The sequence below is a fragment of the Azospirillum sp. A23 genome (assembly GCF_042938965.1).
Lineage (GTDB): Bacteria > Pseudomonadota > Alphaproteobacteria > Azospirillales > Azospirillaceae > Azospirillum > Azospirillum melinis.
Map to the genome: position 1 here is coordinate 322,809 of NZ_CP170667.1, position 25,557 is coordinate 348,365.

At 68.0% G+C, this 25,557-nt stretch carries 22 protein-coding genes; 13 read left to right on the top strand and 9 right to left on the bottom strand.

Features of this window, described 5'->3' with window-relative positions; translation table 11 throughout:
- Positions 1-8 precede the first annotated feature (8 nt).
- From ABNQ40_RS18860 to ABNQ40_RS18870, 3 genes are read left to right on the top strand one after another with little or no spacing between them, the layout of a single operon-like run.
- Positions 9-2,039 carry a glycosyl hydrolase family 28-related protein gene (locus ABNQ40_RS18860; protein ID WP_109048023.1) on the top strand — a complete coding sequence of 677 codons (2,031 nt, stop codon included), beginning with the start codon at positions 9-11 and terminating at the stop codon, positions 2,037-2,039.
- Positions 2,036-3,562: a phage terminase large subunit gene (gene terL, locus ABNQ40_RS18865; protein ID WP_109048022.1), complete on the top strand. Its 1,527-nt coding sequence runs from the start codon at positions 2,036-2,038 to the stop codon at positions 3,560-3,562. Before ABNQ40_RS18860 ends, terL begins: the two co-directional genes overlap by 4 nt.
- A 34-nt stretch (positions 3,563-3,596) precedes the next feature.
- Positions 3,597-3,917: a hypothetical protein gene (locus ABNQ40_RS18870; protein ID WP_098739076.1), complete on the top strand. Its 321-nt coding sequence runs from the start codon at positions 3,597-3,599 to the stop codon at positions 3,915-3,917.
- 14 nt (positions 3,918-3,931) lie between these two features.
- On the opposite strand, the gene ABNQ40_RS18875 is transcribed toward ABNQ40_RS18870, so the two are convergent.
- The gene (locus ABNQ40_RS18875; RefSeq protein WP_109048021.1) at positions 3,932-4,150 is read right to left on the bottom strand and encodes a hypothetical protein; all 219 of its coding nucleotides are present in this window, start codon (positions 4,148-4,150) and stop codon (positions 3,932-3,934) included.
- A 344-nt stretch (positions 4,151-4,494) separates the two neighbouring features.
- On the opposite strand from ABNQ40_RS18875, the gene ABNQ40_RS18880 reads away from it, so the two are divergent.
- From ABNQ40_RS18880 to infC, 5 genes are all read left to right on the top strand, one after another.
- On the top strand, positions 4,495-4,869 hold the full coding sequence (locus ABNQ40_RS18880; RefSeq protein ID WP_109048020.1) for a DUF952 domain-containing protein: 375 nt from the start codon (positions 4,495-4,497) through the stop codon (positions 4,867-4,869).
- Positions 4,866-5,939, top strand: a complete 1,074-nt coding sequence (locus ABNQ40_RS18885; protein WP_109048019.1) for a quinone-dependent dihydroorotate dehydrogenase — start codon at positions 4,866-4,868, stop codon at positions 5,937-5,939. The genes ABNQ40_RS18880 and ABNQ40_RS18885 overlap by 4 nt, the downstream gene beginning before the upstream one ends.
- A 128-nt stretch (positions 5,940-6,067) precedes the next feature.
- Positions 6,068-7,342: an EAL domain-containing protein gene (locus tag ABNQ40_RS18890; RefSeq protein ID WP_247879575.1), complete on the top strand. Its 1,275-nt coding sequence runs from the start codon at positions 6,068-6,070 to the stop codon at positions 7,340-7,342.
- A gap of 176 nt (positions 7,343-7,518) precedes the next feature.
- Positions 7,519-9,483, top strand: coding sequence for a threonine--tRNA ligase (gene thrS, locus ABNQ40_RS18895; RefSeq protein ID WP_109048017.1), 1,965 nt, complete (start codon positions 7,519-7,521; stop codon positions 9,481-9,483).
- A 48-nt stretch (positions 9,484-9,531) separates the two neighbouring features.
- On the top strand, positions 9,532-10,095 hold the full coding sequence (gene infC, locus ABNQ40_RS18900; protein ID WP_376957331.1) for a translation initiation factor IF-3: 564 nt from the start codon (positions 9,532-9,534) through the stop codon (positions 10,093-10,095).
- A 77-nt stretch (positions 10,096-10,172) separates the two neighbouring features.
- On the opposite strand, the gene ABNQ40_RS18905 is transcribed toward infC, so the two are convergent.
- The 3 genes from ABNQ40_RS18905 to ABNQ40_RS18915 all read right to left on the bottom strand — a co-directional run bounded on the left by ABNQ40_RS18905 (position 10,173) and on the right by ABNQ40_RS18915 (position 13,593).
- Positions 10,173-11,588 carry a CocE/NonD family hydrolase gene (locus ABNQ40_RS18905; protein ID WP_391348559.1) on the bottom strand — a complete coding sequence of 472 codons (1,416 nt, stop codon included), beginning with the start codon at positions 11,586-11,588 and terminating at the stop codon, positions 10,173-10,175.
- A gap of 124 nt (positions 11,589-11,712) precedes the next feature.
- Positions 11,713-11,910 carry a DUF2783 domain-containing protein gene (locus ABNQ40_RS18910; protein ID WP_109048016.1) on the bottom strand — a complete coding sequence of 66 codons (198 nt, stop codon included), beginning with the start codon at positions 11,908-11,910 and terminating at the stop codon, positions 11,713-11,715.
- A gap of 27 nt (positions 11,911-11,937) precedes the next feature.
- Positions 11,938-13,593: an FAD-dependent oxidoreductase gene (locus tag ABNQ40_RS18915; protein ID WP_109048015.1), complete on the bottom strand. Its 1,656-nt coding sequence runs from the start codon at positions 13,591-13,593 to the stop codon at positions 11,938-11,940.
- Between the two features lie 245 nt (positions 13,594-13,838).
- Here ABNQ40_RS18915 and ABNQ40_RS18920 point away from each other — a divergent pair, with 245 nt between their 5' ends.
- Entirely contained in the window at positions 13,839-14,477 is a 639-nt protein-coding gene (locus ABNQ40_RS18920) for a transferase hexapeptide repeat family protein (protein ID WP_109490722.1), read from the top strand.
- 9 nt (positions 14,478-14,486) lie between these two features.
- Here the strand turns inward: ABNQ40_RS18920 and ABNQ40_RS18925 are convergent, their stop codons facing one another.
- Positions 14,487-15,032 carry a MarR family winged helix-turn-helix transcriptional regulator gene (locus tag ABNQ40_RS18925; RefSeq protein ID WP_109048014.1) on the bottom strand — a complete coding sequence of 182 codons (546 nt, stop codon included), beginning with the start codon at positions 15,030-15,032 and terminating at the stop codon, positions 14,487-14,489.
- 157 nt (positions 15,033-15,189) lie between these two features.
- Here ABNQ40_RS18925 and ABNQ40_RS18930 point away from each other — a divergent pair, with 157 nt between their 5' ends.
- From ABNQ40_RS18930 to ABNQ40_RS18940, 3 genes are all read left to right on the top strand, one after another.
- Positions 15,190-16,314 (top strand): homogentisate 1,2-dioxygenase, encoded by a 1,125-nt coding sequence (locus ABNQ40_RS18930; protein ID WP_109048013.1) that lies wholly within the window; start codon positions 15,190-15,192, stop codon positions 16,312-16,314.
- Positions 16,315-16,363: 49 nt separating this feature from the next.
- The gene (locus ABNQ40_RS18935) at positions 16,364-17,380 is read left to right on the top strand and encodes a fumarylacetoacetate hydrolase family protein (protein WP_109048012.1); all 1,017 of its coding nucleotides are present in this window, start codon (positions 16,364-16,366) and stop codon (positions 17,378-17,380) included.
- 312 nt (positions 17,381-17,692) lie between these two features.
- Complete coding sequence (locus ABNQ40_RS18940) at positions 17,693-19,777, top strand: methyl-accepting chemotaxis protein (RefSeq protein WP_109048011.1); 2,085 nt, start codon at positions 17,693-17,695, stop codon at positions 19,775-19,777.
- A gap of 15 nt (positions 19,778-19,792) precedes the next feature.
- Here ABNQ40_RS18940 and ABNQ40_RS18945 read toward each other — a convergent pair whose 3' ends face one another.
- From ABNQ40_RS18945 to paaX, 4 genes are all read right to left on the bottom strand, one after another.
- Entirely contained in the window at positions 19,793-20,845 is a 1,053-nt protein-coding gene (locus tag ABNQ40_RS18945; RefSeq protein WP_109048010.1) for a 2Fe-2S iron-sulfur cluster-binding protein, read from the bottom strand.
- Positions 20,846-20,942: 97 nt separating this feature from the next.
- A complete protein-coding gene (locus ABNQ40_RS18950) occupies positions 20,943-21,971 on the bottom strand; it encodes a diiron oxygenase (RefSeq protein ID WP_109048009.1) in 1,029 nt (342 codons plus the stop codon).
- A 253-nt stretch (positions 21,972-22,224) separates the two neighbouring features.
- Positions 22,225-22,710: a BLUF domain-containing protein gene (locus tag ABNQ40_RS18955; RefSeq protein ID WP_199235237.1), complete on the bottom strand. Its 486-nt coding sequence runs from the start codon at positions 22,708-22,710 to the stop codon at positions 22,225-22,227.
- A gap of 131 nt (positions 22,711-22,841) precedes the next feature.
- On the bottom strand, positions 22,842-23,786 hold the full coding sequence (paaX, locus tag ABNQ40_RS18960) for a phenylacetic acid degradation operon negative regulatory protein PaaX (RefSeq protein WP_109048008.1): 945 nt from the start codon (positions 23,784-23,786) through the stop codon (positions 22,842-22,844).
- 440 nt (positions 23,787-24,226) lie between these two features.
- Between paaX and ABNQ40_RS18965 the strand changes: the two genes are divergently transcribed.
- The gene (locus ABNQ40_RS18965) at positions 24,227-25,393 is read left to right on the top strand and encodes an ABC transporter substrate-binding protein (RefSeq protein ID WP_109490721.1); all 1,167 of its coding nucleotides are present in this window, start codon (positions 24,227-24,229) and stop codon (positions 25,391-25,393) included.
- The last annotated feature ends 164 nt before the right edge of the window (positions 25,394-25,557 follow it).

A 25,557-nucleotide genomic window follows, 5' to 3' on the forward strand; every position in this document is an offset into this window, starting at 1 on the left:
ACCCCCCGATGTCCACGCCGCTTCTCATCCCGCGCGGAACCCCGCGCGTCCAGTATCTCGCAGACGGCATGCAGCGGGTCTTTACCTACCCGTTCCCGATCTTTGCCGCCGAGGATCTCCAGGTCTTCCTGGGCGCGGCCGTCCAGAGCACCGGCTATGCGGTCAGCGGAGCCGGTGCGACCGCGGGCGGGGCGGTGACCTTCGCAGCCGCACCGGCCGAGGGGACCGTCGTGCTGCTGCGCCGGCGGCTGCCCATCGAGCGGCGCAGCGATTTCGGCGAGAGTGGGCCGCTGCCGGCCGCCGCCCTCAACGGCGAGCTGGACCGGCTGACGGCCATGCTCCAGCAGGTGGCGGGCGATCAGGAGCTGATGCTGCGCTATGGCGACAGCGACCTGCCGGCCTCCCCCCTGCTGCCGGAGCGGGCCTTGCGCCGGGGCAAGCTGCTGGCCTTCGACAGCGCCGGCAACCCGACAATCCGCCCGCCGGTGGACGAGGAGGCGCTGGCGACCTATGTGCCGCCGGGCGCCGGAGCGACCGCCCGGCCGGTGCGCGACAAGCTGGCCGACCTCGTGTCGGTGAAGGATTTCGGCGCGGTGGGCGACGGGTTGGTCGACGACACGCTGGCCTTGCAGGCGGCGCTGACCTCCGCCCGTGCGGTGTTCGTGCCGCCGGGCAGCTACCGCATCGCCAACACGCTGACGCTCGGCCATGGCCAGACTCTGTATGGGGTGGGGCAGGCGTCGGTGATCCGGGGGGCGTCGAACGGATTCGACCTGATCCATCTGCCGGACGGCTACGCCACCCTGTCGGGCCTGCGGCTGGAGCAGGGCAAGGCGGGGGTGCGGCTGTTCGGACGCGACGGCGCTTGCGTGCAGAACAGCCTGACCGACCTGACGCTGTGGGAGCCTGAGGTGGGGCTGGTCTTCGACGGCCACACCGATCCGAACCTGCCCTGCTACTGGAACAACATCGCCCGTGTGCTGGTGGCGCGGCCGTCGCGCCATGGGGTGTGGCTGACGCGGACGGGGGCCGGCGACACGCCCAATGCCAACCGCTTCCAGGCGGTGCGGGTCTATTCGCTGTCGGCGCCGATGAGCGGCTGCGGCTTCTTCGTCGAGCAGGGTCGCTTCAACAACGCCTTCTTCGACTGCGAGGCCAACCTGTGGCCCGAGGCGGAAGCCTGCTTCCGTGTCGGCGCCGTCACCGACAAGACGCTGATCGTGAATTTCTACGCCGAATCGCTGGGCGCCCTGCCGAACCTGCAGTTGGATGCCGGATCGGTTGAGACGGCGGTCGTCAACCTATTCTCCGCCGCCGCCGGTCCGGCGATCCTCGACCGGTCCGGCGGGCGCTATACGGCGGTCAATGCCGGCTATCCGGAGAAGAACCGGCTTCAGCGCAGCCGCATCACCGAACTGGTGGTGGAGGCGCTGCGTTACGACACCGAATATGTGGAGCCGGCCGGGGGCGGGGTGGTGGCGCTGGACCTGAGCAGTTCGGTCTATCTGGCGAGCGCCTATGCCGGGGCGGTGGAGGTGCGGCTCCCCAAGGCCGAGGACGCCAACGGCCATGCGGTGACGATCAAGCGCACCGATGCGTCGACCAACCCGCTGACGGTGACCGAGAGCGGCGGGCCGGGGCCGGACGGGCGGGTGCTGTCGCTGGGCAACCGGTACGACTTCGTGACGCTGGTGTCGAACGGGGCCGGCTGGTGGATCGTCGCCGGCAACACCCCGCCCGGTAACGCCCGCTATCACGAGGCTCCCGGCCTGTTCGAGCCGGACCTGAACCAACAGCTCTATCTGGTCAGCGCCTGGAACGGGGCGGTGGAGGTGCGGCTGCCGGCGCCCTCGGCCCCGCATGCGGTCGGCCGCACGGTCACCATCAAGAAGTCCGACACCGGCGGCAACCGCGTCACCGTCACCCAGGCCGGCGGCGGCGGGCCGGACAGCGAGGCCATCGCGCTGACCGCGCAGGGCCATGCGGTGACGGCGATGTCGAACGGTGCCGGCTGGCACATCCTGGGGCGGAATCCATGACGGGGAAGGACGACGACGGTTTCCGCGCCTTCGTCCAGGGCTGGAACGCCATGGTGGAGCTGAAGACCCCCGCCCACCATGCGCGGATGGCTGGCTGGTTGGAGGATCATATGGCCGGGCAGAGCCGGCGCATGCTGCTGATGGCCTTCCGCGGGTCGGGTAAATCGACGCTGGTCGGGCTGTTCGCGGCCTGGCTGCTGCTGCGCGATCCCAACCGGCGGCTGCTGGTGCTGGCCGCCGACCTGAAGCTGGCGATGAAGATGGTGCGCAACGTCAAGCGCATCCTGGAACGCCATCCCGATTGCAGCCACCTGAAGCCGCCTGCATCGGCGCGGGACCAGTGGGCGGCCGACCGCTTCACCGTGGTGCGGCCGATGGAACTGCGCGACCCGTCGATGGCGGCGGCCGGCATCGGCGGCAACATCACCGGCAGCCGTGCCGACGTGGTGATCTGCGACGACGTGGAGGTGCCGCGCAACGCCGACACCGCGGTGAAGCGCGCGGCCCTGCGCGAACGGCTGTCGGAGCTGGAGTATGTGCTGGTGCCGGGCGGAGCGCAGCTCTATGTCGGCACGCCGCATGCGCAGGACAGCCTCTATGCCGGAGAGAGCGACGGCGGCAGCCCGCCCTTCCTGGACGGGTTCGAGCGGCTGGTCCTGCCGGTCTACACCGAGGATGCCGAGGGCAACCGCAGCTATACCTGGAAGGAGCGCTTCGGCGAGACGCATGTCGCGCGCATCCGCAAATCGACCGGTCCCAACAAGTTTACCAGCCAGATGCTGCTGCGTCCGGTCAGCGTCACCGACGGGGTGCTGGATGTCGAAAAGCTCGGCCGCTACGACGCGGAGCTGGAGTATCGCGAGGCGCTGGGGCGCGCGGTGCTGACGCTGGACGGGGTGAAGATGGTCTCCGCCACCTGCTGGTGGGATCCGGCCTTCGCCCGGCCGGCGGGGGAGGGGGACGGCAGGTCCAAAGGCGGCGACGGCAGCGTGGTCGCCGCCGTCTTCGCTGGGGAGAACGAGCACTTCTACCTGCACCGGGTGCTGTATCTGTCCGTAGATCCCAGGGCGGAGGAGACGGAGGCCGACCAGCAATGCATGCAGGTCTCCCGCTTCCTGGCCGACAACCATCTGCCGGCTGTCCACATCGAGATCAACGGTCTCGGCCGTTTCCTGCCCGGACTGCTGCGCAAGCGGCTGCGCGACGACCGGCTGGCCGCAGGCGTGGTCGAGCAGAACAGCCGCACGCCCAAGGCGCAGCGCATCATCAAGGCCTTCGATGCCCTGCTGGCCGACCGCCGCCTGCTGGCCCACCGGCAGGTCTGGCAAACGCCGCTGATCCGCGAAATGCGCGACTGGCGCCCGGATGGCCGCTATCGCGGGCCCGACGACGGGCTGGACGCGGTGGCCGGCTGCCTGGGCGCCGAACCTTGCCGCTTCGACCGCAGCACCACCCCGCCCGAGCGCCGCGCCGACTGGCGCGGTGCGGGCGCCGTGGTGGCACCTGCGGACTGGGAGCTTTGAGTCGTTTCCACATCAACACGAACGGGAGACCCCGATGCATGAGTCCCTGACCGCGGGCCTGGATCTCACCTGGTGGATCACCGCCGTCGAGTTGCCGGCGATGGGCGGGCTGTTCTGGCTGATCGCGCGGGTGCGCAAGGATGCGGACAGCGCGCTGGACGATCTGCGCAACCGGGCGGAGGAGGCCCAGGCGCAGGTGCGCGAGAGCCTTGCCGCATACAAGCTGGAGGTCGCGAAGACCTATGTCTCCTTCGCGACGCTCAAGGACGTCGAGCAGCGTCTGACCGACCATCTGCTGCGGATAGAGACCAAACTCGATTCGGGCTTCATGCCGTTCGAAGGCGGACGGCGCTGACTGGAAAAGCCGGGTCAGTCGGCGTGGTGGATCATCGCCTGGTAGATTTTCCAGGCGATTTCGACCGACACGCCGCCGGCCCGCGCGCCCGCCGCCAGCATGGTGGCGCTCGGCTTCAGCGGGACCGCGGTCTGACCCGGCTCGCACAGCGCGCCCATGGCGGTGACCGACGCGCCCAGATCCGTTTCGCAGGACGAGGTCTTCTTCAGCAGGCTCATGGAGATGGCGTTCATGGCGGGTCCTCCGTTGACTTGCTTCTGTCACAGCAAAAGCGGTGCCAACAGCCTGAGGCGGCCCAAATCCAGCAATTCCGGGGGATTCGCGGGGGGGTGAGCAGGCAATTCCCATAATCCGAGGACGAATGCCGCAGCCGAATTTCAAAAATACCCGCAAAATGCCGAATAGTTTCGAGTGTGCTTTGCAAAATGCAACGCGCGAAGCGTGCGGAATTGCAATCGGGGAGTCGATCTTGCGTTGTGCTATCAGTCATGATCCGCGGGCTACGACCGGTTACGGCCAGGCTGCGGCTTCGAGGTCTCTGGCCGCTGGGCATGCATTGAGTTAGTGTCCGACCGTCATGACCGACCGAATCATTCACCACATGTGCCGCGCGGACGAGTGGGACGCCGCCCGCCCGGCCGGCCGCTATCCCGGCTCGTCCCAGGACGTCCAGGACGGCTTCATCCATTTCTCGACCGCCGCACAGGTGGTGGAGAGTGCGGCCAAGCATCGCGCCGGCCAGGATGGCCTGCTGCTGCTGACGGTGGACGCCGACCGGCTGGGCGATGCCCTGCGCTGGGAACCGTCGCGCGGCGGCCAGCTGTTCCCGCACCTCTACGGGCCGCTGCCGGTGGACGCCGCGCTGCGGGTCGATCCGCTGCCGCTGGGACCGGACGGGCGCCATGTCTTCCCGGCCGGCTTTCCCTTCACCCTTCAGGACCTCGTTCCGTGATCGACCTCTATCCGCTTGCCGGGCCGCTGCTGTTCCGCTTCGACCCTGAGACCGCGCATGGCCTGACCATCAAGGCGCTGAAGTCCGGACTGGTCCCGCCGGCCCGCGGCAGGGACGAGCCGGCGCTGCACACCCGCGTGTGGGGGCTGGACTTCGCCAACCCGGTCGGGCTGGCCGCCGGCTTCGACAAGAATGCCGAGGTGGTCGACGCCATGCTCAACCTGGGCTTCGGCTTCGTCGAGCCCGGCAGCGTCACCCCGCGGCCCCAGCCCGGCAACCCGCGCCCCCGCCTGTTCCGGCTGGTGGAGCAGCGCGCGGTGATCAACCGCATGGGCTTCAACAACGAGGGGCTGGAGGCCTTCGCCCAGCGGCTGGAGCGTCGCCGCGACTCGGCCAAGCGCGCGTCCGGCATCGTCGGCGCCAACCTGGGCAAGAACAAGGACACGGTGGACGCCGCCGACGACTATGTGATCGGCGTGCGCCGGCTGGCGCCGCTGGCCGACTATCTGGTCGTCAACGTCTCCTCCCCCAACACGCCGGGCCTGCGCGCGCTTCAGGGCCGCGACCCGCTGCGTGCCCTGCTGGAACGGGTGCTGGAGGCGCGGGCATCCTGCGGCCTGACCCGCAATCCGCCGCTGCTGCTGAAGATCGCCCCCGACCTGACGGTGGAGGACAAGAGCGACATCGCCGCGGTGGCGCTGGAGTCCGGCATCGACGGGCTGATCGTCTCCAACACCACCATCGCCCGGCCCGACAGCATCCCGGCGGCGATGCGCAGCGAGGCCGGCGGCCTGTCCGGCCGTCCGCTGTTCGAAGCCTCCACCTCCGTCCTGCGCGAGATCTATGCGCTGACCGGCGGCAAGCTGCCGATCGTCGGCGTCGGCGGTGTCGCGACCGGCGAGGATGCCTATGCCAAGATCCGCGCCGGCGCCTCGCTGGTGCAGCTCTATTCGGCGATGGTCTATGCCGGGCCGGCGGTGGTCCACCGCATCCGCCGCGAACTGGCGGAGCTGCTGCGCCGCGACGGCTTCCAGTCGGTGGCCGAGGCGGTGGGGGCCGATCACCGCTGATCCCGCGCAGGGTGGGGCCGGCGGCGGCGTAGCATTAACGGATCGTCAAGCGGGCGTCCCGACAGTGGGTCCCACGGTTGGAACGCCCGCAAGGTCCGCATCATGCTCCTGCCGGAGGCTGCGAACCCGTGAAGGCCCTGACCGCCGATTTCCGCCCCGGCACCGCCGTCCCGACCACGGCGGCGCCCACCACTCCGGTTCCCGCGATGACCCTGCTGACGCACCTCGTCTATGCGCTGGCCTATCTGATCGCCGGCGGTTCGGCCGGCGCGGCGCTGTGGGCGTTGCGTCCGGAGGCCGACCCGCTGGTGGCGTGGCTGGTGGGCGCGCTGGTGGTGCTGGCCGGCGCGCTGGTCCATGAGGCGGTGACGCGGCTGGAGCGCGAGCGCAAGGCCGCCCGCCGCATCGCCCGCCTGAACGACCGTGTGGAGGAACTGGCCCAACTGTTGGAGCGGCGGCTTGCGGCCGATCCCGGCGCCCAGCCCGACGGCGGGGTGCGGTACGACGCGGTGATGCAGGAGGTGAAGCTTCTGCAATCTCTGGTCGCCCGCCTGACCGAGCGGCGCGCCCCCCGTCCACCGTCCGCCAGTGGGGAGCGCCGTCCCACGCCATCCGCAGCGCCCTCTGCACCGCCCTCTGCCGCAGCCGTTCCCGCCGCGCCCCCGATGGACGATGCGGCGGTGCTGGAGGCGGTGCGCGACGCGCTGAAGGCCGACCGCATCGACGTCTATCTCCAGCCCATCGTCAGCCTGCCCCAGCGCAAGCATCGCTTCTATGAAGTGTTTTCGCGCGTGCGCGCCGCCGACGGGCAGCAGATCATGCCCGACCGCTATCTCGACATCGCCGAGCGCGAAGGGCTGATCGCCACCATCGACAATTTGCAGCTGGTGCGTTGCGTCCAGCTGATCCGCGAGACGGAACGGCGCCAGCATGCCATCGGCTTCTTCGCCAACATCTCCGCCGCGACGCTGGCCGATGCGGAGTTCATGCGCCAGTTCCTGAACATGATGGCGCAGAACCACGCCCTGGTGCCCAAGCTGGTGTTTGAGCTGAGCCAGCACGCCGTGAGCGCGGGCGGGGCAGTGACGATGGGCATCCTGTCGCAGCTGGCGCGGCTGGGCTTCCGCTTCTCTATGGATCAGGTGACCGACCTCGCCATCGACCTGGACCGGCTGCTGCGCCACGAATTCCGCTGCATCAAGCTGGATCGTGCGCTGGTGCTGGATCCCGCCAACGCCGGGCGCATCCGCGAGCTGCGCCACCGCTGCGCCGCCGAAGGCATCGACCTGATCGTCGAGAAGATCGAGACGGAGAACCAGCTGGTCGAGGTGCTCGACACCGGCTTCGACTTCGGCCAGGGCTATCTGTTCGGCGAACCGAGGCTGAGCCGGAAGCCGGAGTGACGGTGGATGGAATTGTCCGCATCGGACCAATGCCGAGTTGTGGCGGCAATGCAGCGTTGGCCTTTCGACAGCCTTGATTTCCGCAGCCGCGCTTGACATTCCCCCACGCGGCGATGGAAATTTCGCGTTCCCGGCCAAGTCCGGGCACCCGATGCGGGTGAGACCAACACTAGTAAATGGTGACTTCGGTGACGTCCAACATCGCCATCACGCTGCCCGACGGCAGCGTGCGGGAGTTCGACCGGCCGGTGACGGGGCTCGAGATTGCCCAGTCCATCGGTTCGCGCCTGGCCAAAGATGCGCTTGCCGTCAAGATCGACGGCACGGTGAAGGACCTCACCACCACCGTCACTACCAACGCCAAGATCGAGATCGTCACGCGCAACCACGGCGACGCTCTCGAGGTCATCCGCCACGACGCCGCCCATGTGCTGGCCGACGCGGTGCAGAAGCTCTATCCCGGCACGCAGGTCACCATCGGCCCGTCGATCGCCACCGGCTTCTACTATGACTTCGCGCGCGACGAGCCGTTCACGCCCGAGGATCTGGAGAAGATCGAGGCGAAGATGCGCGAGATCGTCGGGGCCGACATCCCCATCGTCCGCGAGGTCTGGGACCGCGACGAGGCGGTCGCCTACTTCAAGAAGCTTGGCGAGCATTACAAGGCCGAGCTGATCGAGGCGATCCCGCAGGGCGAGCCGGTGTCGATCTACCGCCAAGGCGACTGGCTGGATTTGTGCCGCGGGCCCCACGCCATGACGACCGGCAAGGTCGGCCAGGGCTTCAAGCTGATGAAGGTGGCCGGCGCCTACTGGCGCGGCGACAGCCGCAACCCGATGCTCCAGCGCATCTACGGCACCGCCTGGCGCGACGAGAAGGAACTGAAGGCCTACCTGCACCAGATCGAGGAGGCGGAGAAGCGCGACCACCGCAAGCTGGGCAAGGAACTCGACCTGTTCCATGTCCAGGAAGAGGCGGTCGGCTCGGTCTTCTGGCATCCGAAGGGCTGGACGCTCTACCAGACGCTGGAAAACTACATCCGCACCAAGCTGAAGTCCGCCGGCTATGTCGAGGTGAAGACGCCGCAGCTGATCGACAGCTCGCTGTTCAAGGCGTCGGGCCACTGGGACATGTATGGCGACAACATGTTCAAGGTGGAGGCCGACGGCGGCGAGAAGCTGCTGGGCATCAAGCCGATGAACTGCCCGGGCCATGTCCAGATCTTCCGCCACGGCCTGCGCTCCTACCGCGACCTGCCGATCCGCATGGCGGAGTTCGGCGCCTGTCACCGCAACGAGCCGTCGGGGGCGCTGCACGGCATCATGCGCGTGCGCGCCTTCACCCAGGACGACGCCCACATCTTCTGCACCGAGGATCAGGTGCAGAGCGAGGCGGCCGAGTATTTCAAGCTGCAGCTCGGCGTCTACAAGGACCTGGGCTTCGACAAGATCTCGGTGAAGCTGGCTCTGCGTCCGGATGTCCGCACCGGCGCCGACGAGCTGTGGGACCGGGCCGAAGGCGCGCTGGCCCAGGCTCTGCGCGACGCCGGGCTGGAGTATGAGGAACTGCCCGGCGAGGGTGCCTTCTACGGCCCGAAGGTGGAGTTCCACCTGACCGACGCCATCGGCCGGACCTGGCAGTGCGGCACCTTGCAGTACGATCCGAACCTGCCGGAACGACTCGATGCCAGCTACATCGGTGAGGATGGCGCCCGCCATCGTCCGATCATGCTGCATCGCGCGATCCTGGGGTCGATGGAGCGCTTCATCGGCATGCTGATCGAGCATTACGCCGGCAAGTTCCCGCTGTGGCTGTCGCCGGTCCAGGTGACCGTCGCCACCATCACCAGCGAGGCCGACGGCTATGCCGAGGAAGTGGCCAAGCTGTTGAAGCGCAAGGGCCTGCGCGTCGAACTCGACACCCGCAACGAGAAGATCAACCTCAAGGTCCGTGAGCACAGCCTGCAGAAGGTGCCGCTCATGCTGGTTGTCGGAAAGCGTGAGGCGGAAGAGCGGACGGTCGCGCTCCGCGTGCTGGGTGGCAAGGATCAGGAAATTCTTGCCCTCGATGCGGCGGTTGCTAAACTGTTGGAGGAAGCGAGATCGCCGGCCGGCGAGACCGTGACCGATTCGCCGTTTTAACCGACCGCGTGACGCCGCCGGCCGCTCCTCTGGACGGCCGGCTTCCACGTGGTTTCAGACCATGGAGAAGCGTCCATAGCCAGGATTCCGTCCGAAGCCGCCCCGACCCGCGATGGCCCGCGGGTTAACCGGGAGATCTCGGCTCGTTCCGTCCGTCTCGTCGGTGCAGATGGCGAGATGATCGGGGTGGTGTCGTTGCGCGATGCTTTGCTGGCTGCCGAGGATGCCGGTCTCGATCTGGTCGAGATCGCACCCCAGGCGGAACCGCCCGTCTGCAAAATCCTCGACTATGGCAGGTTCAAGTACGAGGCGCAGAAGAAGGCGAACGAGGCCCGCAAGAAGCAGAAGATCATCGAAGTCAAGGAGATCAAGCTCCGGCCGAACATCGATGACAACGACTATGACGTGAAGATGCGCTCGGCGCGCCGTTTCCTTGAGGAAGGCGACAAGGTCAAGGTGACCCTGCGTTTCCGCGGCCGTGAAATGGCGCACCAGGATCTGGGTATGAATGTGCTGGTCCGCGTCCGCGACGAGCTGGAGGCGCTGGCGAAGGTCGAGCAGATGCCGAAGCTCGAAGGCCGTCAGATGGTCATGGTGCTGGCTCCGCGCTGACCCGTGGTGACGTTGTGAAAAAGGCCCGTCCGGGATGCCGGACGGGCCTTTTCATTTGCGGTGACGAGGCTGGCGCCTCAGCGCAGCGGCCGGTCGTCGACGATGACGACATAGCAGGTGTGGCGGGTGAATTTGGCGCAGTTGTCGAGCGCGGCGCGGCGGGCGGCATCCTCGCTCGGCATACCGGACTTCCAGCCGAAGGCGCCGTCCTGCGACACGGCGAAGGCCTTGCGTCCGGCCGCAGAAACATAGGCATCGAACTTCTCGCGTCCGGTGGCGGACAGTTCCGGCGGCGGCTCCAGCCTGACGCGCGTGCCGCGCGGCCCGTCCGGCGCGACAGCCATCGGGGCGGCCATTGGGGCGGCAGCCGCCATGTCGGCGGCACCGCCGGCCGGCCGGTCGTTGAGATAGGCGATGCGGCAGCCCTTCTGGGTGTGCGACATGCAGTTTTCCAAGGCACCCTTCTGCGCCTCATCCAGGCTGCGCAGGCCGGACTTCCAGCCGAAGGCGCCGTCGGGCGAGACGGCGAAGGCCTTGTTGCCGCCGGCTTCGACATAGGCGGGGAACTTGGCCCGGTTGGCGGCCGACAGTTCCGGCGGCGGCGGGAGGGCCGGCAGCGAGACCATGATAGGCGTGCCGCGCGGAGTCAGCCCGGTCTTCGTCAGGAAGCGGTCGACCATCGGCGTCCATTGCGGGACGGCGGCGCTGAAGAAGAAATGCCCGTCCTTGCCATTCGGCGGTGCGGCGACGAACTCAGCCTGTCCGCCCGCCTGGGTGAAGGCCTCCCACAGGCGCCGGGCGAGGTCGGGGCCGAAGAACAGATCGTTCTCGGCATAGATCCACAGGGTGGGAACGCGCGACGTGCGGCCCATCGTGCCGAAGGCACCGACCAGCCGGTCCTCCTGGCAGACCTGATTGTCGGCAACGGAACCGCGGCCGCCGGCGAAGCTGATGACCGCCTTCAGTCCCGGCGGCGGATCGGCGCTGAGCGCGATGCTGGCAAGCCCGCCGGCCGACACGCCCACCGCCAGGATGCGGCTGGCGTCAGCGAAGGGTTGCGCTGCCACATAACGGATGGCCTGTCGCAGATCCTCGGCGCTCTGGCGGGCGGAGCGCAGATAGTCCGGGTTGTTGCAGGGGCCGGTCGTTTCGCTGTAGGGGCCGTCCGACCCGCCATAGCCGCGCCGCATCACCGCCACCACCGCCCAGCCGCGCCGCGCGAACTCGCGTGCTTCCGGCAGGTAGCGCAACGGCGTCATCTGCGCCCGCTCCGCCGCGTCGCGTGGCGTGCCGTGGCTGAGGATGGCGATGGGGTAGGGGCCGGGCCCGTCCGGCCGCAGCAGCATCGCCTCCAGCGTAGCGGATGTGCCGTCGGAGAAGCGCGCCGGGATCGGCAGTGCCGTCTGCGTCAGACCTTCGGCCAGGGCGGGGCCGCAACACAGCAGCAGGAAGAGCAGGGCGAACAGGCGGCGCAGGGTCATGGCGGGAATCATGGGCTGGCGCAGTCTCCGCAAGGGAAGGGCTCTTGCGCCTTTGTACGCCATCTTGGACTTGGCGTCAGCGGGGAGGTGAAAGGGAAGGGGCGGCTGACGGATGCCCCCTCCCTGACCTTTCCCTCTACTCCATCCCCTGCCGCGCCGCGCGCAGCGCCTCGGCGAGAACCTCCCCGTCGCCGATATGGTTGGCGAGCAGCAGGATCAGCTTGGCGTTCAGGCGGGTGCTCTGCTCGGGCGTCAGGTCGCGGTGGCTGTCGATCAGCAGCTGGTAGACGTCGTCCGGGCTGGCGAAGCGCTGCTCGGTCATCAGTTTGGCCATGGGAAGGGCTCCGGAAATAGCGGGGAATCAGCAGCCGACCGCGTGGTCCAGCGCGGCGGACAGCGCCGCGGCGTCGAAACGGCGCGAGCGGGCGGCGATGTGCTGGTCGGGGCGGATCAGATAGACGCTGCCGGGGGTCAGGTCATAGCGCTCGCGCAGCCGGCCGGCGCTGTCCACCAGCTCCCCGGCGATGCCGCGGCGGCGGTCGGTCACCGCGTGCCAGGCCAGCGGCAGCGGCCCGGCGGCAAGACCGTCCAACGCCTCCGCCACCTCTGCCGGGACCGGCCCGTCACCTGCGGCGTAGAGCACGGTGAAGCGGCCGTCCAGCGCCTCCATCAGCCAGCCGGACAGGCCGTCACGCTCCACCGGCGCGTCGGTGGCGGGGGCGCCCGGCACCATCCTGCCGGCGAAGCTGTCGCTGTCCGGCGTGTTCAGCGGGCTGTCCGTGTAGGTGGTGGGGGTCGACAGGCGGCCGGAATTGACCAGCGAACGGGCGAAGGGCTGGTCGACCGCCAGTTCCAGCACGGCGTCGCGGAAGACGCGGCTCATCTCGCTCTTCGGCGTGATGAAGTCGGTGGAGCGGGTGGAGTTCAGGATATTCTCCTTCGCCGCCGCCACCCGTTCGTCGCTGTAGCTGTCCAGCAGCGACTCCGGCGCCTTGCCGTCCAGCACCAGCGCCAGCTTCCACACCAGATTGTCGGCGTCGGGCACGCCGCTGTTGGCGCCGCGGGCACCGAAGGGCGAGACCTGATGGGCGCTGTCGCCGGCGAACAGGATGCGGCCGTGGCGGAATTGCTCCAGCCGGCGGCACTGGAAGGTGTAGACCGACACCCATTCCAGCTCGAACGGCGTGTCGGCGCCCAGCATCGCCTGGACGCGCGGGATGACGCGCTCCGGTTTCTTCTCCTCCTCCGGGTCGGCATCCCAGCCCAGCTGGAAATCCAGGCGCCAGACATTGTCGGGCTGCATGTGCAGCAGGGCCGACTGCTTGCGGTGGAAGGGCGGGTCGAACCAGAACCAGCGCTCCGCCGGGAAATCGGCCTTCATCACCACGTCGGCGATCAGGAAACGGTCCTTGAACACTTCGCCCTGGAACTCCAGCCCCAGCATCTTGCGCACCGACGACTTGGCGCCGTCGCAGGCGATGACCCAGCCGGCCTCGACCGCATGGACGCCGTCGGGCGTCTCGACCTGAAGCACGACATGGTCGGCCTCCTGTTTGGCGGAGATGACGCGGGAGAGCCAGCGCAGGTCGATCAGCTCGCTCCTGCGGGCTTGCGCGACCAGGAAATCCTCCAGGTAATATTGCTGGAGGTTGATGAAGGCGGGAATCTTGTGGTCCGGTTCCGGCAGCAGGTCGAACTGGTAGACCATGCGGTCGCCGTTGAAGACCTTGCCGATCTTCCACACGACACCCTTGTCGATCATGCGCTGGCCGACGCCCAGCCGGTCCCACACCTCCAGCGCGCGCTTGGCATAGCAGACGGCGCGGCTGCCGACGCTGACGGTGTCCTCTGCATCCAGCACCACCACCAGCACGCCCTTGCGCGCGAAGTCGAGTGCCGCGGTCAGCCCAACCGGGCCGGCGCCGACGATCACCACCGGATGGCGCCGGACGCTGCCGGTGCGCTGTTCGTCGGAGGGTGTGAAGCTGTATTTCGGATAGCTGAAGGTCGCGTGCATTGGGCGTTTCCTCCCCCGGAAACCATGACAGGACGCGTTGGCGGATTGTTATTGTTGCCAACGATACAGTTTCATTTGATACCAATCAAGCCCCGGCATCGCTCCCGGCAAGGCAGTCGGTGAAGCGATACAGACATGCTCACTATGACGGAAAATCAGTATCGCGTACAGCGTGGGGCGGTGTAGCCTTGCGGCAAAAGATCGGCCGCAGACAGCCGAACAGCGACACCGAGGAACGCCCGCTCATGACCGCCCCGACCGCCTTTCCGACCTTGCCGCGCCCGACCGTCTATGCCATCGACGGCGTGATCCCCGTCATCGACCCGACCGCCTTCGTCCATCCCTCCACCGTGCTGATCGGCGACGTGGTCGTCGGGCCCGGCTGCTATGTCGGTCCCTGCGCCAGCCTGCGCGGCGATTTCGGCCGGATCGTCCTGCGCCGGGGCAGCAACGTTCAGGACAACTGCACGATCCACGCCTTCCCCGGCCATGACGCCATCGTCGAGGAGGACGGCCATGTCGGCCATGGCGCGGTGCTGCACGGCTGCATCGTCCGCCGCAATGCGCTGGTGGGCATGAATGTGGTGGTGATGGACGGGGCGGAGATCGGCGAGGAGTCCATCGTCGCTGCCATGGCCTTCGTCAAGGCCGGCTTCGTCGTGCCGCCGCGCACGCTGGTTGCCGGCCTGCCGGCCAAGGTGATGCGCGAATTGCGTCCCGACGAGGTCGCCTGGAAGTCGGAGGGGACGGAGGAATACCAGCGCCTCGCCCGCCGCTCGCTCGCCACCATGGTCGCCTGTGCGCCCTTGGAGGCGGAGGAGCCCGGCCGCGGCCGCGTCGATGCCGGCACCAGCCAGCCGCTGCACAAGGTGAAGGGGGCCTGAGCGGCTCCCTTACTCGCCCGCCGTCTCCGCCTGCGCGCCGGCCGGCGCCGGTCGGGTGGCGAGCTGGTCGGCGCGGGCCTGGAGCTTCGACAGCAGCGTGTCGAGCTGCGCCCGCTCGTCGATCGACAGGGCGTCGGTGACCTCTTCCTCGTAGGTCAGCGCCATCGGCACGATCTCCGCATAGATCGCCAGCGCCTTGGGCGTCAGGGTCAGCAGGGCCTTGCGCCGGTCGGTGTCGCCCGATTCGCGCAGGATCAGCGCCGAATCCAGCATGCGGCTGATGGCGCGACTGACCTGCACCTTGTCCATCGCCGTGCGCTGGGCGATCTCGCCTGCGCTCATCGTCTCGCCGCCGCCCAGCACGGCGATGATCCGCCATTCCGGGATCGTGATGCCGAACCGCTTCTCGTACAGCTTGGCCAGCGTGTGGCTGACCGTGTTGGCCAGCACCGACAGCCGGTAGGGCAGGAAGCGCGTCAGATGCAGCGCTGGCAAATCCGTCTGGCCGGATGCGGGGCTGGGGGAGGCGGTGCGGGAACGGCGGGCAGGCGGCATCGGTGGCGCATCGTCTGTAGGGAGGGTCGCGGGTCCCCATCCTGCGCTGTAATTTGGCTCTTGCAACAGTTTCAAACGAAACTAAAATGGCGGCAACGGAACAAGCCTGCCGGCGCCCGATGCGGAAACGCCCGGCGGCATTGAGTGGGGAAGCGCCATGAAGAACTGGATTTCGTTTCCGAAGGTCGAGGGCACCGCGTCGCGTCAGGCCCATGTCCGGCTTCCCGCCGGCACCTACGAGCGCGAGATGGGGCGCGAGGGCTTCTTCGGCCCGGCGACCCAGATGCACCATGCCCACCCGCCGACCGGCTGGACCAGCTTCGACGGGCCGCTGCGCCCGCGCGCCTTCGACCTGAACCATGTCGACGCCATGCCCGGCTGCCCGCTGGAGGCGCCGGCCCTGATGGGCAACGGGGCGACCCAGGTGCGGCTGTGGCGCTTCAAGGGCAGGATGGAGCATCTGGTCCGCAACGCCGACGGCGACGACCTGCTGTTCTTCCATCAGGGCGGCGGCCACCTGTTCTGCGACTATGGCCATCTCGAGGTGCGCGAGGGTGATTATGTCGTGCTGCCGCGCAACACCTGCTGGCGGCTGGAGACGGACGAGGCGGTGATGGTGCTGATGGTGGAGGCCACCAACGACGCCTACCAGCTGCCGCACAAGGGGCTGGTCGGCACCCATGCCATCTTCGATCCGGCGGTGCTGGACGTGCCGGCGCTGGACGACGCCTTCCAGGCGCAGAAGAACGAGCGCGAAACCCTGGTCCGGGTGAAGAAGCGCGGACAGATCTGCGCCATGACCTATCCGTTCAACCCGCTGGACGCGGTGGGCTGGCATGGCGACCTCGCCCCGGTGCGGCTGAACTGGCGCGACATCCGGCCGCTGATGAGCCACCGCTACCATCTGCCGCCCTCGGCGCACAGCACCTGGATATCCTCCCGCTTCATCGTCTGCACCTTCGTGCCGCGGCCCATCGAGTCGGACCCGGAGGCGCTGAAGCTGCCCTACTATCACTCGAACGAGGATTTCGACGAGGTGCTGTTCTATCACCGCGGCCAGTTCTTCTCGCGCGACAACATCCATCCCGGCATGGTCACCTATCACCCTTCGGGCTTCCCGCACGGGCCGCACCCGAAGGCCTACGAGGTGGCGCAGAAGTTCGAGCGCAAGGAGACCGACGAGGTCGCGGTGATGATCGACACCCGCGATCCGCTCGACGTCTATCAGGCGATGGAAGGCGTCGAATGGGGCGGCTACGCCGACAGCTGGAAGGCGAAATGAGCGGCCGTAAGGCCGCCGGACGCTGAATTCCGAGGAAGGGAAGAGACGAATGAAGCTGGCAAGTTTGAAGGCGGGCGGGCGCGACGGTACCCTGGTCGTGGTGTCGCGCGACCTGACCCGCGCCGTCCCGGTGCCGGAAATCGCCCGCACATTGCAGGCGGTGCTGGACGACTGGACGGCGCTGGCGCCGAAGCTGGAGGAGGCCTATCGCGCGCTGAACGCCAATCCGTCCTCCGGCCGGCCCTTCGACCCGGCGCTGGCGGCCTCGCCGCTGCCGCGCGCCTACCAGTGGGCGGACGGGTCGGCCTACGTCAACCATGTGGAACTGGTCCGCAAGGCGCGGGGGGCGGAGATGCCGCCCAGCTTCTGGACCGACCCGCTGATGTATCAGGGCTGTTCCGACAGCTTCCTGGCGCCGACCGACCCGATCCCGGCGGCGACCGAAGCCTGGGGCATCGATTTCGAGGCGGAGATCGCCGTCATCACCGGCGACGTGCCGATGGGCGTTTCGGCCGAGGCGGCGCGCGGGCAGATCAGGCTGCTGATGCTGGTCAACGACGTCAGCTTGCGCAACCTGATCCCGGCGGAGCTTGGCAAGGGTTTCGGCTTCTTCCAGTCCAAACCGGCCTCCAGCTTCTCCCCCGTCGCGGTGACGCCGGACGAGCTGGGCGAGTCCTGGGACGGTGCCAAGCTGCACCGCCCGCTGGTGACGACGCTGAACGGCGAGCCCTTCGGCAAGCCGGATGCCGGCGTCGACATGACCTTCGACTTCCCGACGCTGATCGCGCATGCCGCCAAGACCCGCCATCTGGCGGCCGGCAGCATCGTCGGCTCGGGCACGGTGTCGAACAAGCTGGACGGCGGTCCCGGCAAGCCGGTCGATGCCGGTGGCGTCGGCTATTCCTGCCTTGCCGAGCTTCGGATGATCGAAACCATCGAGCACGGTGCGCCGAAGACACCCTTCATGCGCTTCGGCGACCGGGTGCGGATCGAACTGTTCGACGCCGCCGGCGCCAGCGTGTTCGGCGCCATCGACCAGCAGGTGGTGCGGTACGAGGGGCCGTAAGGGACGGCGTCAGTGCCGGTGCTCCATCTTATTTCTGGTTGTGTATACGGTGCCGGCGGAGCTTTTCTGCTCCGTCGGCGCTCTTTTTTCGCAGTTGCAGCAATATCGGCCGCTCGATCGCCCAGGCACCGCGCCCGGTCCGGAAGCCGTCCCGAGGTTGATCCGTCAGTCGTTCAATCATGAGAATTGACGTGCCTTCCGACCGTTATCGATTATAAGGTGCCGCCCCTTACCCCTATTTGGCACCGCCTTACCGTTCATTCCGGAACATTTGGCCCGGAACATCTGGCGGACCGGAAGAAGGCGTGCGGCATGAAGGCTCGGTTCAGGACGAAGATCATCATCGGCGTGGCGGCGGTTCTGGCGGCGGGCGCCGCCGCGGTGACGGCGGTGTCGCTCACCCTGTCGCGCGACGCCGGGCACAAGGCCGCCCAGACCCTGGCGGCCGAGATGGCGGACCGCCATGGGGCGCGGGTCGCCGCCGACCTGTCCGCGGCACTCGACGCCGCCCGTGCCGCCGCGGCCCTCGTGGAGGTCGAACGGTCCACCGGAACCCCGCGGCGCGAAACGGTGAACCGTTACCTGGCCCGTGTGGCGGACGCCAACCCGCTCTATGCCGGGGTGTGGGTGGACATGGCCGACGACGGGTTCGACGGCCGGGATGCGGCGTTCGCCGACCATGACCGCTCGACCGAGATTCTCGGGCTGCCCAAGACCGGCCGGATGAGCCTGCTGTGGCTGCCGGGGGACAAGGGGGTCCATGCCGACGACAGCGAGGGCTATCCCTTCTCCGACGTGCAGGAGAAGGAATATTACAAGTCGGCCGCCGCCGCTCGAAAGCCGGTCCTGACCGAGCCCTATCTCGACGACTTCACCAAGCGGCTGATGACCAGCGCCGCGGCCCCGGTGATCGACGGGACGGCAGGTGGGGGGCGGGTGATCGGCGTCACCGGGGTCGACATGGCGCTGAGCGGCCTGACCGACCTTGTCCGCTCGGTGAAGCCCTATGGCGACGGTTTCGCCGCGGTGCTGACCGGCTCCGGCCTCTATGTCGCCCATCCCGACGGCGGCAGGCTGTCGAAGACCGCCGACGACCTGCCGGAGGCCGCCCGCCGTGCCGTCGCCGAGGGGCGCGCCTTCGACGGCCTCGTCATGCTTGCCGGGGCGCCGCATTACCTGCGGCTGGCGCCGGTGCGCTTCTCCGGCGCGGAGGGGGCCTGGTCCTTCATGGTGGCGGCGCCGCAATCCAGCGTGATGGCGGACGCGAACCGGCTCGCCGTCCTGATCGTGCTGGTCAGCCTTGGCTGCGTCGCGCTGGGATGCGTGGTGGCCTGGAAGGTCGGCGACGGCATCGCCCGGCCGGTCAGCGCCGTCACTGTCGCCATGGACCGGCTGGCGGCCGGCGATCTGGCGGTGACGGTGCCGGGTGCCGACCGCGACGACGAGGCCGGCGGCATGGCCCGCGCCGTCGAGGTGTTCAAGGAGGGGCTGGTCCGGGCGAAGGAACTCGACCGCCAGCAGCAGGCCGACTGGCATGCCAAGGAGGCCCGCGTCGCGGCCCTGGCCGATTTGCAGAAGAGCTTTGAGGTCCGCGTCGGCGGCCTGACCGGGGCGCTGGCCTCGTCCGCCCAGCAACTCGAATCGACCGCCCGCGCCCTGACCGGCATCGCCGACCAGAGCCTGGGCCGGTCGGAGCAGGTGGCCGCCTCCGCCAGCGCTGCCGCCGACAGCGTGCAGACCGCCGCCGCGGCGACGGAGGAATTGTCCGCCTCGGTCCAGGACATCGGCCGGCAGGTGGCGGACTCCGCCCGCATCGCCGATGCCGCGGTGTCCGACGTGAAGCGGGCCGACGAGGCGGTCACCGTTCTGGCGGAGAGCGCCGAACGGATCGGCGCCGTGGTGGAACTGATCAACTCCATCGCCGGCCAGACCAACCTGCTGGCGCTGAACGCGACCATCGAGGCGGCACGCGCCGGTGAGGCAGGCAAGGGCTTCGCCGTCGTGGCGTCGGAGGTCAAGGGCCTCGCCAACCAGACCGCCAAGGCGACTGAAGACATCGTCGCCCAGATCAAGGGCATCCGCGATGCGACGCAGGAGGCGGTGACCGCCGTCCATGGCATCAACGAGACCATCGCCCAGGTCAGCCGAATCGCGTCGGGGATCGCCGCGGCGGTGGATCAGCAGGCGGCGGCGACCCAGGAGATCGCCCGCAGCGTGATCCGGGCGGCCGATGGGGCGCAGGAGGTCAGCGGCGGCATGGGCAACATCCGGGCGGGTGCCGGCGAAACCGGTGCGGCCGCCGACCAGTTGCTCGCTGCCGCCGCCGCGCTTGCCGGCCAGTCGAAGGATCTGACCCGTGAGATCGACGGCTTCATCGCCGGTGTCCGCAAGGCCTGAGGTGCCTGTTTCCCGTTATCCCACCGCCATCAGCCGGTCGGCCGGCAGCGTTTCCGGAATGTGTTGCGAGACATAGCCTTCGCTGTGGAGCTGGTCGTCCCTGGCGCCCAGCGCGCGGGCGGCGGCGACGCAGGACTCGACGAAAGCGGGGCTGCCGGCGGTGAAGATGGCGTGGCCGGACAGGTCGGGGAACAGGCTGGGTAGGATCGCGGGGATGCGGCCCGTCAGATGGCCGGCGGCCTCCTCCCGCGTCAGGGTCACCTTGACCTTGAAGTTGCGGTATTTGGCCTGCCAGTAGCTCAGCAGGCCCAGCTCATACACGTCGGCCCGCGTGCAGGCGGAGAACAGCAGCGTCACCGGCGGGCGGTAGCCGCGGCGCAGTGCCGCGTCGGTCAGCGCCAGGATGGGGGCGAGGCCGGAGCCGGCGGCCATGCACAGCACCGGGCTGTCCACCGACGGGTCGCCGATGAAGGTGCCGTAGGGGCCGGACAGCTTGACCATGCTGCCGACCGTCAGCGTGTCGTGGATCCAGCCGCTGGTCGGGCCGCCGTCGACGCGGGTCACCTGCAGCACGATCTCGCCGTCCGGACGGGGCGCGTTGGCGATGGAATAGCAGCGCGGCGGCGCCCCGGCCGACGCATCGCCCAGCATCACATACTGGCCCGGCCAGTAGCGCAGCGGCTGGCCCAGCGGGCGCAGGCGCAGCTCCACGATGCGCGGCGTGCGCGGGATGCGGTCGGTGACGATGAACAGCACGTTCTCGCGCGGCGGGAACAGCTTGGGCTGGGCGTCGGCGGTGCCGTATTCGATCACCAGCTCGTCGGAGATCGGCTTGGCCATGCACATCAGGCCATAACCGTCCTTCCGCTCGGGCTGGGACAGCGCCATGTCCAGGACCATGCCCTGGTCGAACTGGCCGCTGAGGACCTTGACCTTGCATTCGCCGCAGGCGCCGGCGCGGCAGTTGTTGGGCAGGGCGTAGCCGGCCTGTTCCAGCGCCGACAGGACGGTCTCGCCGTCACGGCACTCGACCGTGCGGCCGGAGGGGTGGAGGCGGATGCGGCTCACCGGCGGGATCCTTGGGCGGGATTGGAGACGTGATGCCCTCTCCCTGACCCTCGAAGAAGGGCAGGGAGGGGGGATAGGAGAGTTCAGGCAGGCTTGCTCAGAACACCGGGATGATCTCGTCCATGTCGACATCCCGGACTTCCTCGCCGGTGATGCCGACCTCGGGGATGGCCGGGAACGGGATGTTGTAGCGGTCCAGCACGCCCTTCAGGTTCAGCATGGCGTTGCGCCAGTTCTCCTTCTTCGCCTCGTAATCCGGGATGTGGAAGCCGGCGTTGCGGGCGATGGCCTCGGCCTCGCGCTGGGTGGCGATGAAGTCGTCGGGCAGGTCCCAGAACTGGGGCGGCGGTTCGAACAGGACGGCGGACAGGAACAGGTAGCCGGCGCGGATCTGCTTGGTGATGATCGACCGGTCCTCCATCGCCAGATGGGGATAGTCGCGCTCCATCACCGACATGCAGATCGCCATGTGGCGGCCCTCGTCGCGGCCGATGTTGCGGAAGGCCTCCTTGAACACCGGCTCGCTGCAACCGGCCGCCATCTGATGGAAGATGGTCGCCGCTGCGATCTCGCCCATCAGGAAGGAGCTGAACAGCACGGCCAGCGAGTATTTCGGAACCGCCTTCTTGTAGCCGTCCCAATAGCGCCCGCCATTGTAGTAGAGCCAGTGGGCGTTCTTCTGCAACCGGCGGCCGAGATCCGTCTTCGGCTCGTAAGTCAGCGGGCTGGTGGCCTCAAGAAGCTTGGTGATGGCGAGGCCGCACATCTGCTCGTGGTTCTGCTCGTCGCGGGTGACCGAGAAGAAGCAGCGGCGGACGGGGTCCTCCTCATGCACCTCGTAGGTCTTGATCAGGGCATGGGCGAAGACCGGCGGGGCGGAGGCGTCGAACACCGACAGGATGGTCCACCAATAGGCGATGGCCTCCCGCTCCTCCCAGCTGTAGCGCGACACATCGAAGCTGTCCCAGGGCAGCTTGGCCGGGTCCCAGTTCTCGCGCTGGGCGGCGGCATAGACCTCTTCCAGCTTCTTGGTCTGCGACACCCAGGACAGCGGGTAGACGTTCGGCTGCGGCGTGGCGGGGGGCAGCTCCATCGTGTTGGCGATGGGGGTGTAGTCCTTGGACATGGGGGCGTTTCCTCCGGGAGCATTCCGCGGGCGCTCACATTTCCATCGGCGCCCTGTGGTCTTTATATGACACAAAAAAACTGGCCTATCAACGATATGTGTATCGCTTTGAATCGGGAGAAACGCCCATGTAATTCATTGATTTAAAAAACATAAATGTGGAAAAGCGACGAATTGATCCAGATCAATTCGTTCGTTCAGCCAACGAAAATCTCAGCGCGGGTATCGGGATTCCCGGTGGGCAGGGCCGTGTTCAGGACCGGACGAGGACGGGAATGTTGCCGCGCACCATGTCGCGGGCGGCGGGGTCGACATCGGCGACGATGCAGGCGTGCATGTAGGCGCGGCTCAGCACATCGCGCGCGAAGCCGACCCCGTGCGACCGTTGCCGGAATTCCTCGCTCCGCATCGGAGTGCCGAAGATCGCCTGCCAGAAGGTCGGCGTGTCGAGCGGGCCGAAATTCATCGCCCAGAAACCGAATTCGGGGGCCCCGCCCGCGGTCTCCCGCAGCAGCGGCGTCACGTCGCGATGGCGCGGGTCGTCGACGATGCGGGCGAACAGTTGGTCCACCGCCTCCGCTTCGCCTTCCAGAACCTGGAGGAAGATGCCTCCGAACTCGACCAGGAAGCCGGTAATGCCCTGTTCAGAGTTCTTGCGGGCGCTGAACAGACAGATGTCGGCAAGCGCACTGTAGGGAAGCCGGTCGATGGCCTCGCTGCGGTAGACGATGGTCAGCATCGACAGCTTTCCAGCCTTCGGTCGATTGGGGACGATCGTCGACTGTATCGCCTTTTTCTGGGCCTGACGTGTGGTGTTTTGGTGTGACTGCCCTCAGGACGCGGAAACCGCCCGATCCGGGAATACTTATATTAGCCGGCGGCAATGGTCTCCAGCCCGCCGAACCGGCCGTGGAAGGCGGGCTGGGCGTCGGGCAGGGGGCCGTTGGCGGTGGTCGCCGCCTGCATCAGGAAGGCTTCCGACGGGCCGGCGAGGCGGCGGTAGAGGTTGCGCGTTAGCATCCGCGATTCCTGTCCCGGCCAGTCCGCCGGCAACAGGTCGGGCGGCAGCATCGGGTCGCGCAGCAGGATGCGGCGGAAATCGTGGATCATCAGCGTGCGCAGGACGAAGCAGGCGGCCGGGTCGGGCGCCTCCGCGGCATCGACCGCCGCCCAGACCGGACGGAAGTGATCCAGAAACGCGGCATAGTCGTGTTCGAGCTGATCGATGTCCCAGCAGCCGCGCACCAGATCGCGCAACGCCCCGAACCCCTCCGCCCGGTCCAGGCTGGCCTTCATGTGGACGATCCTGTCGGCCACGCCCAACTCCGCCAGCGAACGGTGCATCGCCGCCTCGTCGCAGTTGGGATGGGCGTAGACGGTGGCCGATGCGGCGCCGAAGCCCTGCCAGGTCAACTCCCGACGCAAGGCGTCGCGCGTCTCGGCATCCAGCGCGTTGGGCGGCACCATCAGCAGGTCCCAGCCGCGGTCCCATTCGCGGGCCAACGGCGCGTAAATCCGCCGTTCGGCCGCCGCGAAGCGTTCCTTCCCGCTCTCGGTGACGCGGTAGAAGCTGCGCCGGCCGATCTGGGTGTTGGTCAGCCAGTCATCCTTGCACAGCCGGAAGACCGAGGTGCGGACGATCCGCTCGCTCATGCCGAACAGGCCCATCAGCTCGATCAGGCTGCCCAGCCACAGCGATCCGCCATGCGGCAGAACCGCGTCGCCATAGACGGTGATGATCAGCGACTTCGCCCGCGGCGCGATGGTCTCGGTCAGCTGGGCGGCGAGGTCTTCGGGGCGGCGCGGGCGGGCCATGCGGAGGGGGCGTCCTTATCGATGCGGCTTTGAATCGTGTGTCGAAGCGGGGGGCGACGGAGTTGTATACGAAACCCGGGGCCGGTTGGGCCAGTGCCACGACAGCGCGGGCCGGGAGGCGGAAAGCAGGGCCGCCGCCGATAGGAGGCAACCCGGACTTTCCGTTTGACAATCATTAATGTGATACACTAGCTTGGCGTCGCAAAGTAAATTTGTGTCATAAAACGAAATGACGGTTTCCCGCCGCCAGACCGGAGGGATCGCAAAGAAAAGGGGAGGCAGGCGGCAACATCCGCAATTCGATTGTGGTTGCGCCCGCCGAAATTTTTCTTTCGAAACCATTTCGTTTGAAACATTATGTGGGACAAATCGTTCCGCAGCGCCGGGATCGGGCCGCCGCCCGGTCCGGCGACAAGCGGGACAGCATCAGGGAGGACATCATGCGCAATCGCCTGCTTGCCACCATCGCCTTCACCGCCATGACGGCCATGACCGCCGTGTCCGGTCTGACGCCGGGGGCCGCCCAGGCCGCGGACCCGATCAAGGTCGGCGCCATCGTCTCGGCCACCGGTCCGGCCTCCTTCCTCGGCGATCCGGAGAAGAAGGTGCTGGAGCTGTATGCCGACCGCATCAACCAGGCGGGCGGCGTCGGCGGCCGGCCGGTGCAGCTGACCGTCTATGACGATGGCGGGGCCGCGGACAAGGCGGCCTCCTTCACCAAGCGGCTGATCGAGAGCGACGGCGTCGACGTGATCGTCGGCGGCACCACGACCGCGGCGACCATGGCGGCGGTGCCGCTGGTGGAGCGCGCCGGCGTGCCCTTCATCTCGCTGGCCGGCGCCGTGGTGATCGTCGAGCCGGTGAAGAAGTGGGTGTTCAAGACCCCCCACACCGACCGCATGGCGGCGGAAAAGGTGATGGAGGACATGAAGAAGCGCGGGCTGACCAAGCTGGCGCTGCTGTCGGAGGACAGCGGCTTCGGCAAGTCGGGCCGCGAGCAGACCGTCGCCGTCGCCAAGGAGCGCGGGATCGAACTGGTCGCCGACGAGACCTACGGCGCCAAGGACACCGACGTCACCGCCCAGCTGACCAAGGTCAAGAACAACGCGGCCGCGCAGGCGGTGCTGGTGTTCGGCCTGGGCCAGGGGCCGGCGGTGGTGACCAAGAACTACCGCCAGCTTGGCATCTCGCTGCCGCTCTACCAGTCGCACGGTGTCGCGTCGAAGGAATACATCCGTCTGGCCGGCGGTGCCGCCGAGGGTGTGCGCCTGCCGGCCGCCGGTCTGGTCGTCGCAGCACAGCTGGCCGACAGCGACCCGCAGAAGAAGGTGGTGACCGAGTTCACCAAGGTCTACGAGGACAGCTTCAGCTCGGAGGTCTCGACCTTCGCCGGCCATGCCTATGACGGGCTGATGATCGCGCTGGACGCGGTGAAGCGCGCCGGCGGCACCGACAAGGCCAAGCTGCGCGACGCCATCGAGCAGACCAAGGGCTATGTCGGCACCGGCGGCACCGTGACCATGAGCGCCAAGGACCACATGGGCCTGACGCTGGACGCCTTCCACATGGTGGAGGTGAAGCAGGGTGATTGGGCGCTGGTGAAGTGAGGAGGACTGCCTCCCTTTCTCATCCCCACGCAACGATGCCCCCTCCCTAACCCTCCCCCACCTGTGGTGGGAGAGGGGACTGCCGCCGCTTTCCCGTGAGGCACCCTCTCCCACCGCAGGTGGGGGAGGGTCGGGGAGGGGGCCTGCGAAGCGGAAACCCAAAC

What these genes read in the sequence shown, in the direction of transcription:
- ABNQ40_RS18860 (WP_109048023.1), top strand. Translation starts at nt 9, where the DNA reads ATGTCCACGCCGCTTCTCATCCCGCGCGGAACCCCGCGCGTCCAGTAT.
- terL (WP_109048022.1), top strand. Translation starts at nt 2,036, where the DNA reads ATGACGGGGAAGGACGACGACGGTTTCCGCGCCTTCGTCCAGGGCTGG.
- ABNQ40_RS18870 (WP_098739076.1), top strand. Translation starts at nt 3,597, where the DNA reads ATGCATGAGTCCCTGACCGCGGGCCTGGATCTCACCTGGTGGATCACC.
- ABNQ40_RS18875 (WP_109048021.1), bottom strand. Translation starts at nt 4,150, where the DNA reads ATGAACGCCATCTCCATGAGCCTGCTGAAGAAGACCTCGTCCTGCGAA.
- ABNQ40_RS18880 (WP_109048020.1), top strand. Translation starts at nt 4,495, where the DNA reads ATGACCGACCGAATCATTCACCACATGTGCCGCGCGGACGAGTGGGAC.
- thrS (WP_109048017.1), top strand. Translation starts at nt 7,519, where the DNA reads ATGGTGACTTCGGTGACGTCCAACATCGCCATCACGCTGCCCGACGGC.
- ABNQ40_RS18905 (WP_391348559.1), bottom strand. Translation starts at nt 11,588, where the DNA reads ATGATTCCCGCCATGACCCTGCGCCGCCTGTTCGCCCTGCTCTTCCTG.
- ABNQ40_RS18910 (WP_109048016.1), bottom strand. Translation starts at nt 11,910, where the DNA reads ATGGCCAAACTGATGACCGAGCAGCGCTTCGCCAGCCCGGACGACGTC.
- ABNQ40_RS18915 (WP_109048015.1), bottom strand. Translation starts at nt 13,593, where the DNA reads ATGCACGCGACCTTCAGCTATCCGAAATACAGCTTCACACCCTCCGAC.
- ABNQ40_RS18920 (WP_109490722.1), top strand. Translation starts at nt 13,839, where the DNA reads ATGACCGCCCCGACCGCCTTTCCGACCTTGCCGCGCCCGACCGTCTAT.
- ABNQ40_RS18925 (WP_109048014.1), bottom strand. Translation starts at nt 15,032, where the DNA reads ATGCCGCCTGCCCGCCGTTCCCGCACCGCCTCCCCCAGCCCCGCATCC.
- ABNQ40_RS18930 (WP_109048013.1), top strand. Translation starts at nt 15,190, where the DNA reads ATGAAGAACTGGATTTCGTTTCCGAAGGTCGAGGGCACCGCGTCGCGT.
- ABNQ40_RS18935 (WP_109048012.1), top strand. Translation starts at nt 16,364, where the DNA reads ATGAAGCTGGCAAGTTTGAAGGCGGGCGGGCGCGACGGTACCCTGGTC.
- ABNQ40_RS18940 (WP_109048011.1), top strand. Translation starts at nt 17,693, where the DNA reads ATGAAGGCTCGGTTCAGGACGAAGATCATCATCGGCGTGGCGGCGGTT.
- ABNQ40_RS18950 (WP_109048009.1), bottom strand. Translation starts at nt 21,971, where the DNA reads ATGTCCAAGGACTACACCCCCATCGCCAACACGATGGAGCTGCCCCCC.
- ABNQ40_RS18955 (WP_199235237.1), bottom strand. Translation starts at nt 22,710, where the DNA reads ATGCTGACCATCGTCTACCGCAGCGAGGCCATCGACCGGCTTCCCTAC.
- paaX (WP_109048008.1), bottom strand. Translation starts at nt 23,786, where the DNA reads ATGGCCCGCCCGCGCCGCCCCGAAGACCTCGCCGCCCAGCTGACCGAG.
- ABNQ40_RS18965 (WP_109490721.1), top strand. Translation starts at nt 24,227, where the DNA reads ATGCGCAATCGCCTGCTTGCCACCATCGCCTTCACCGCCATGACGGCC.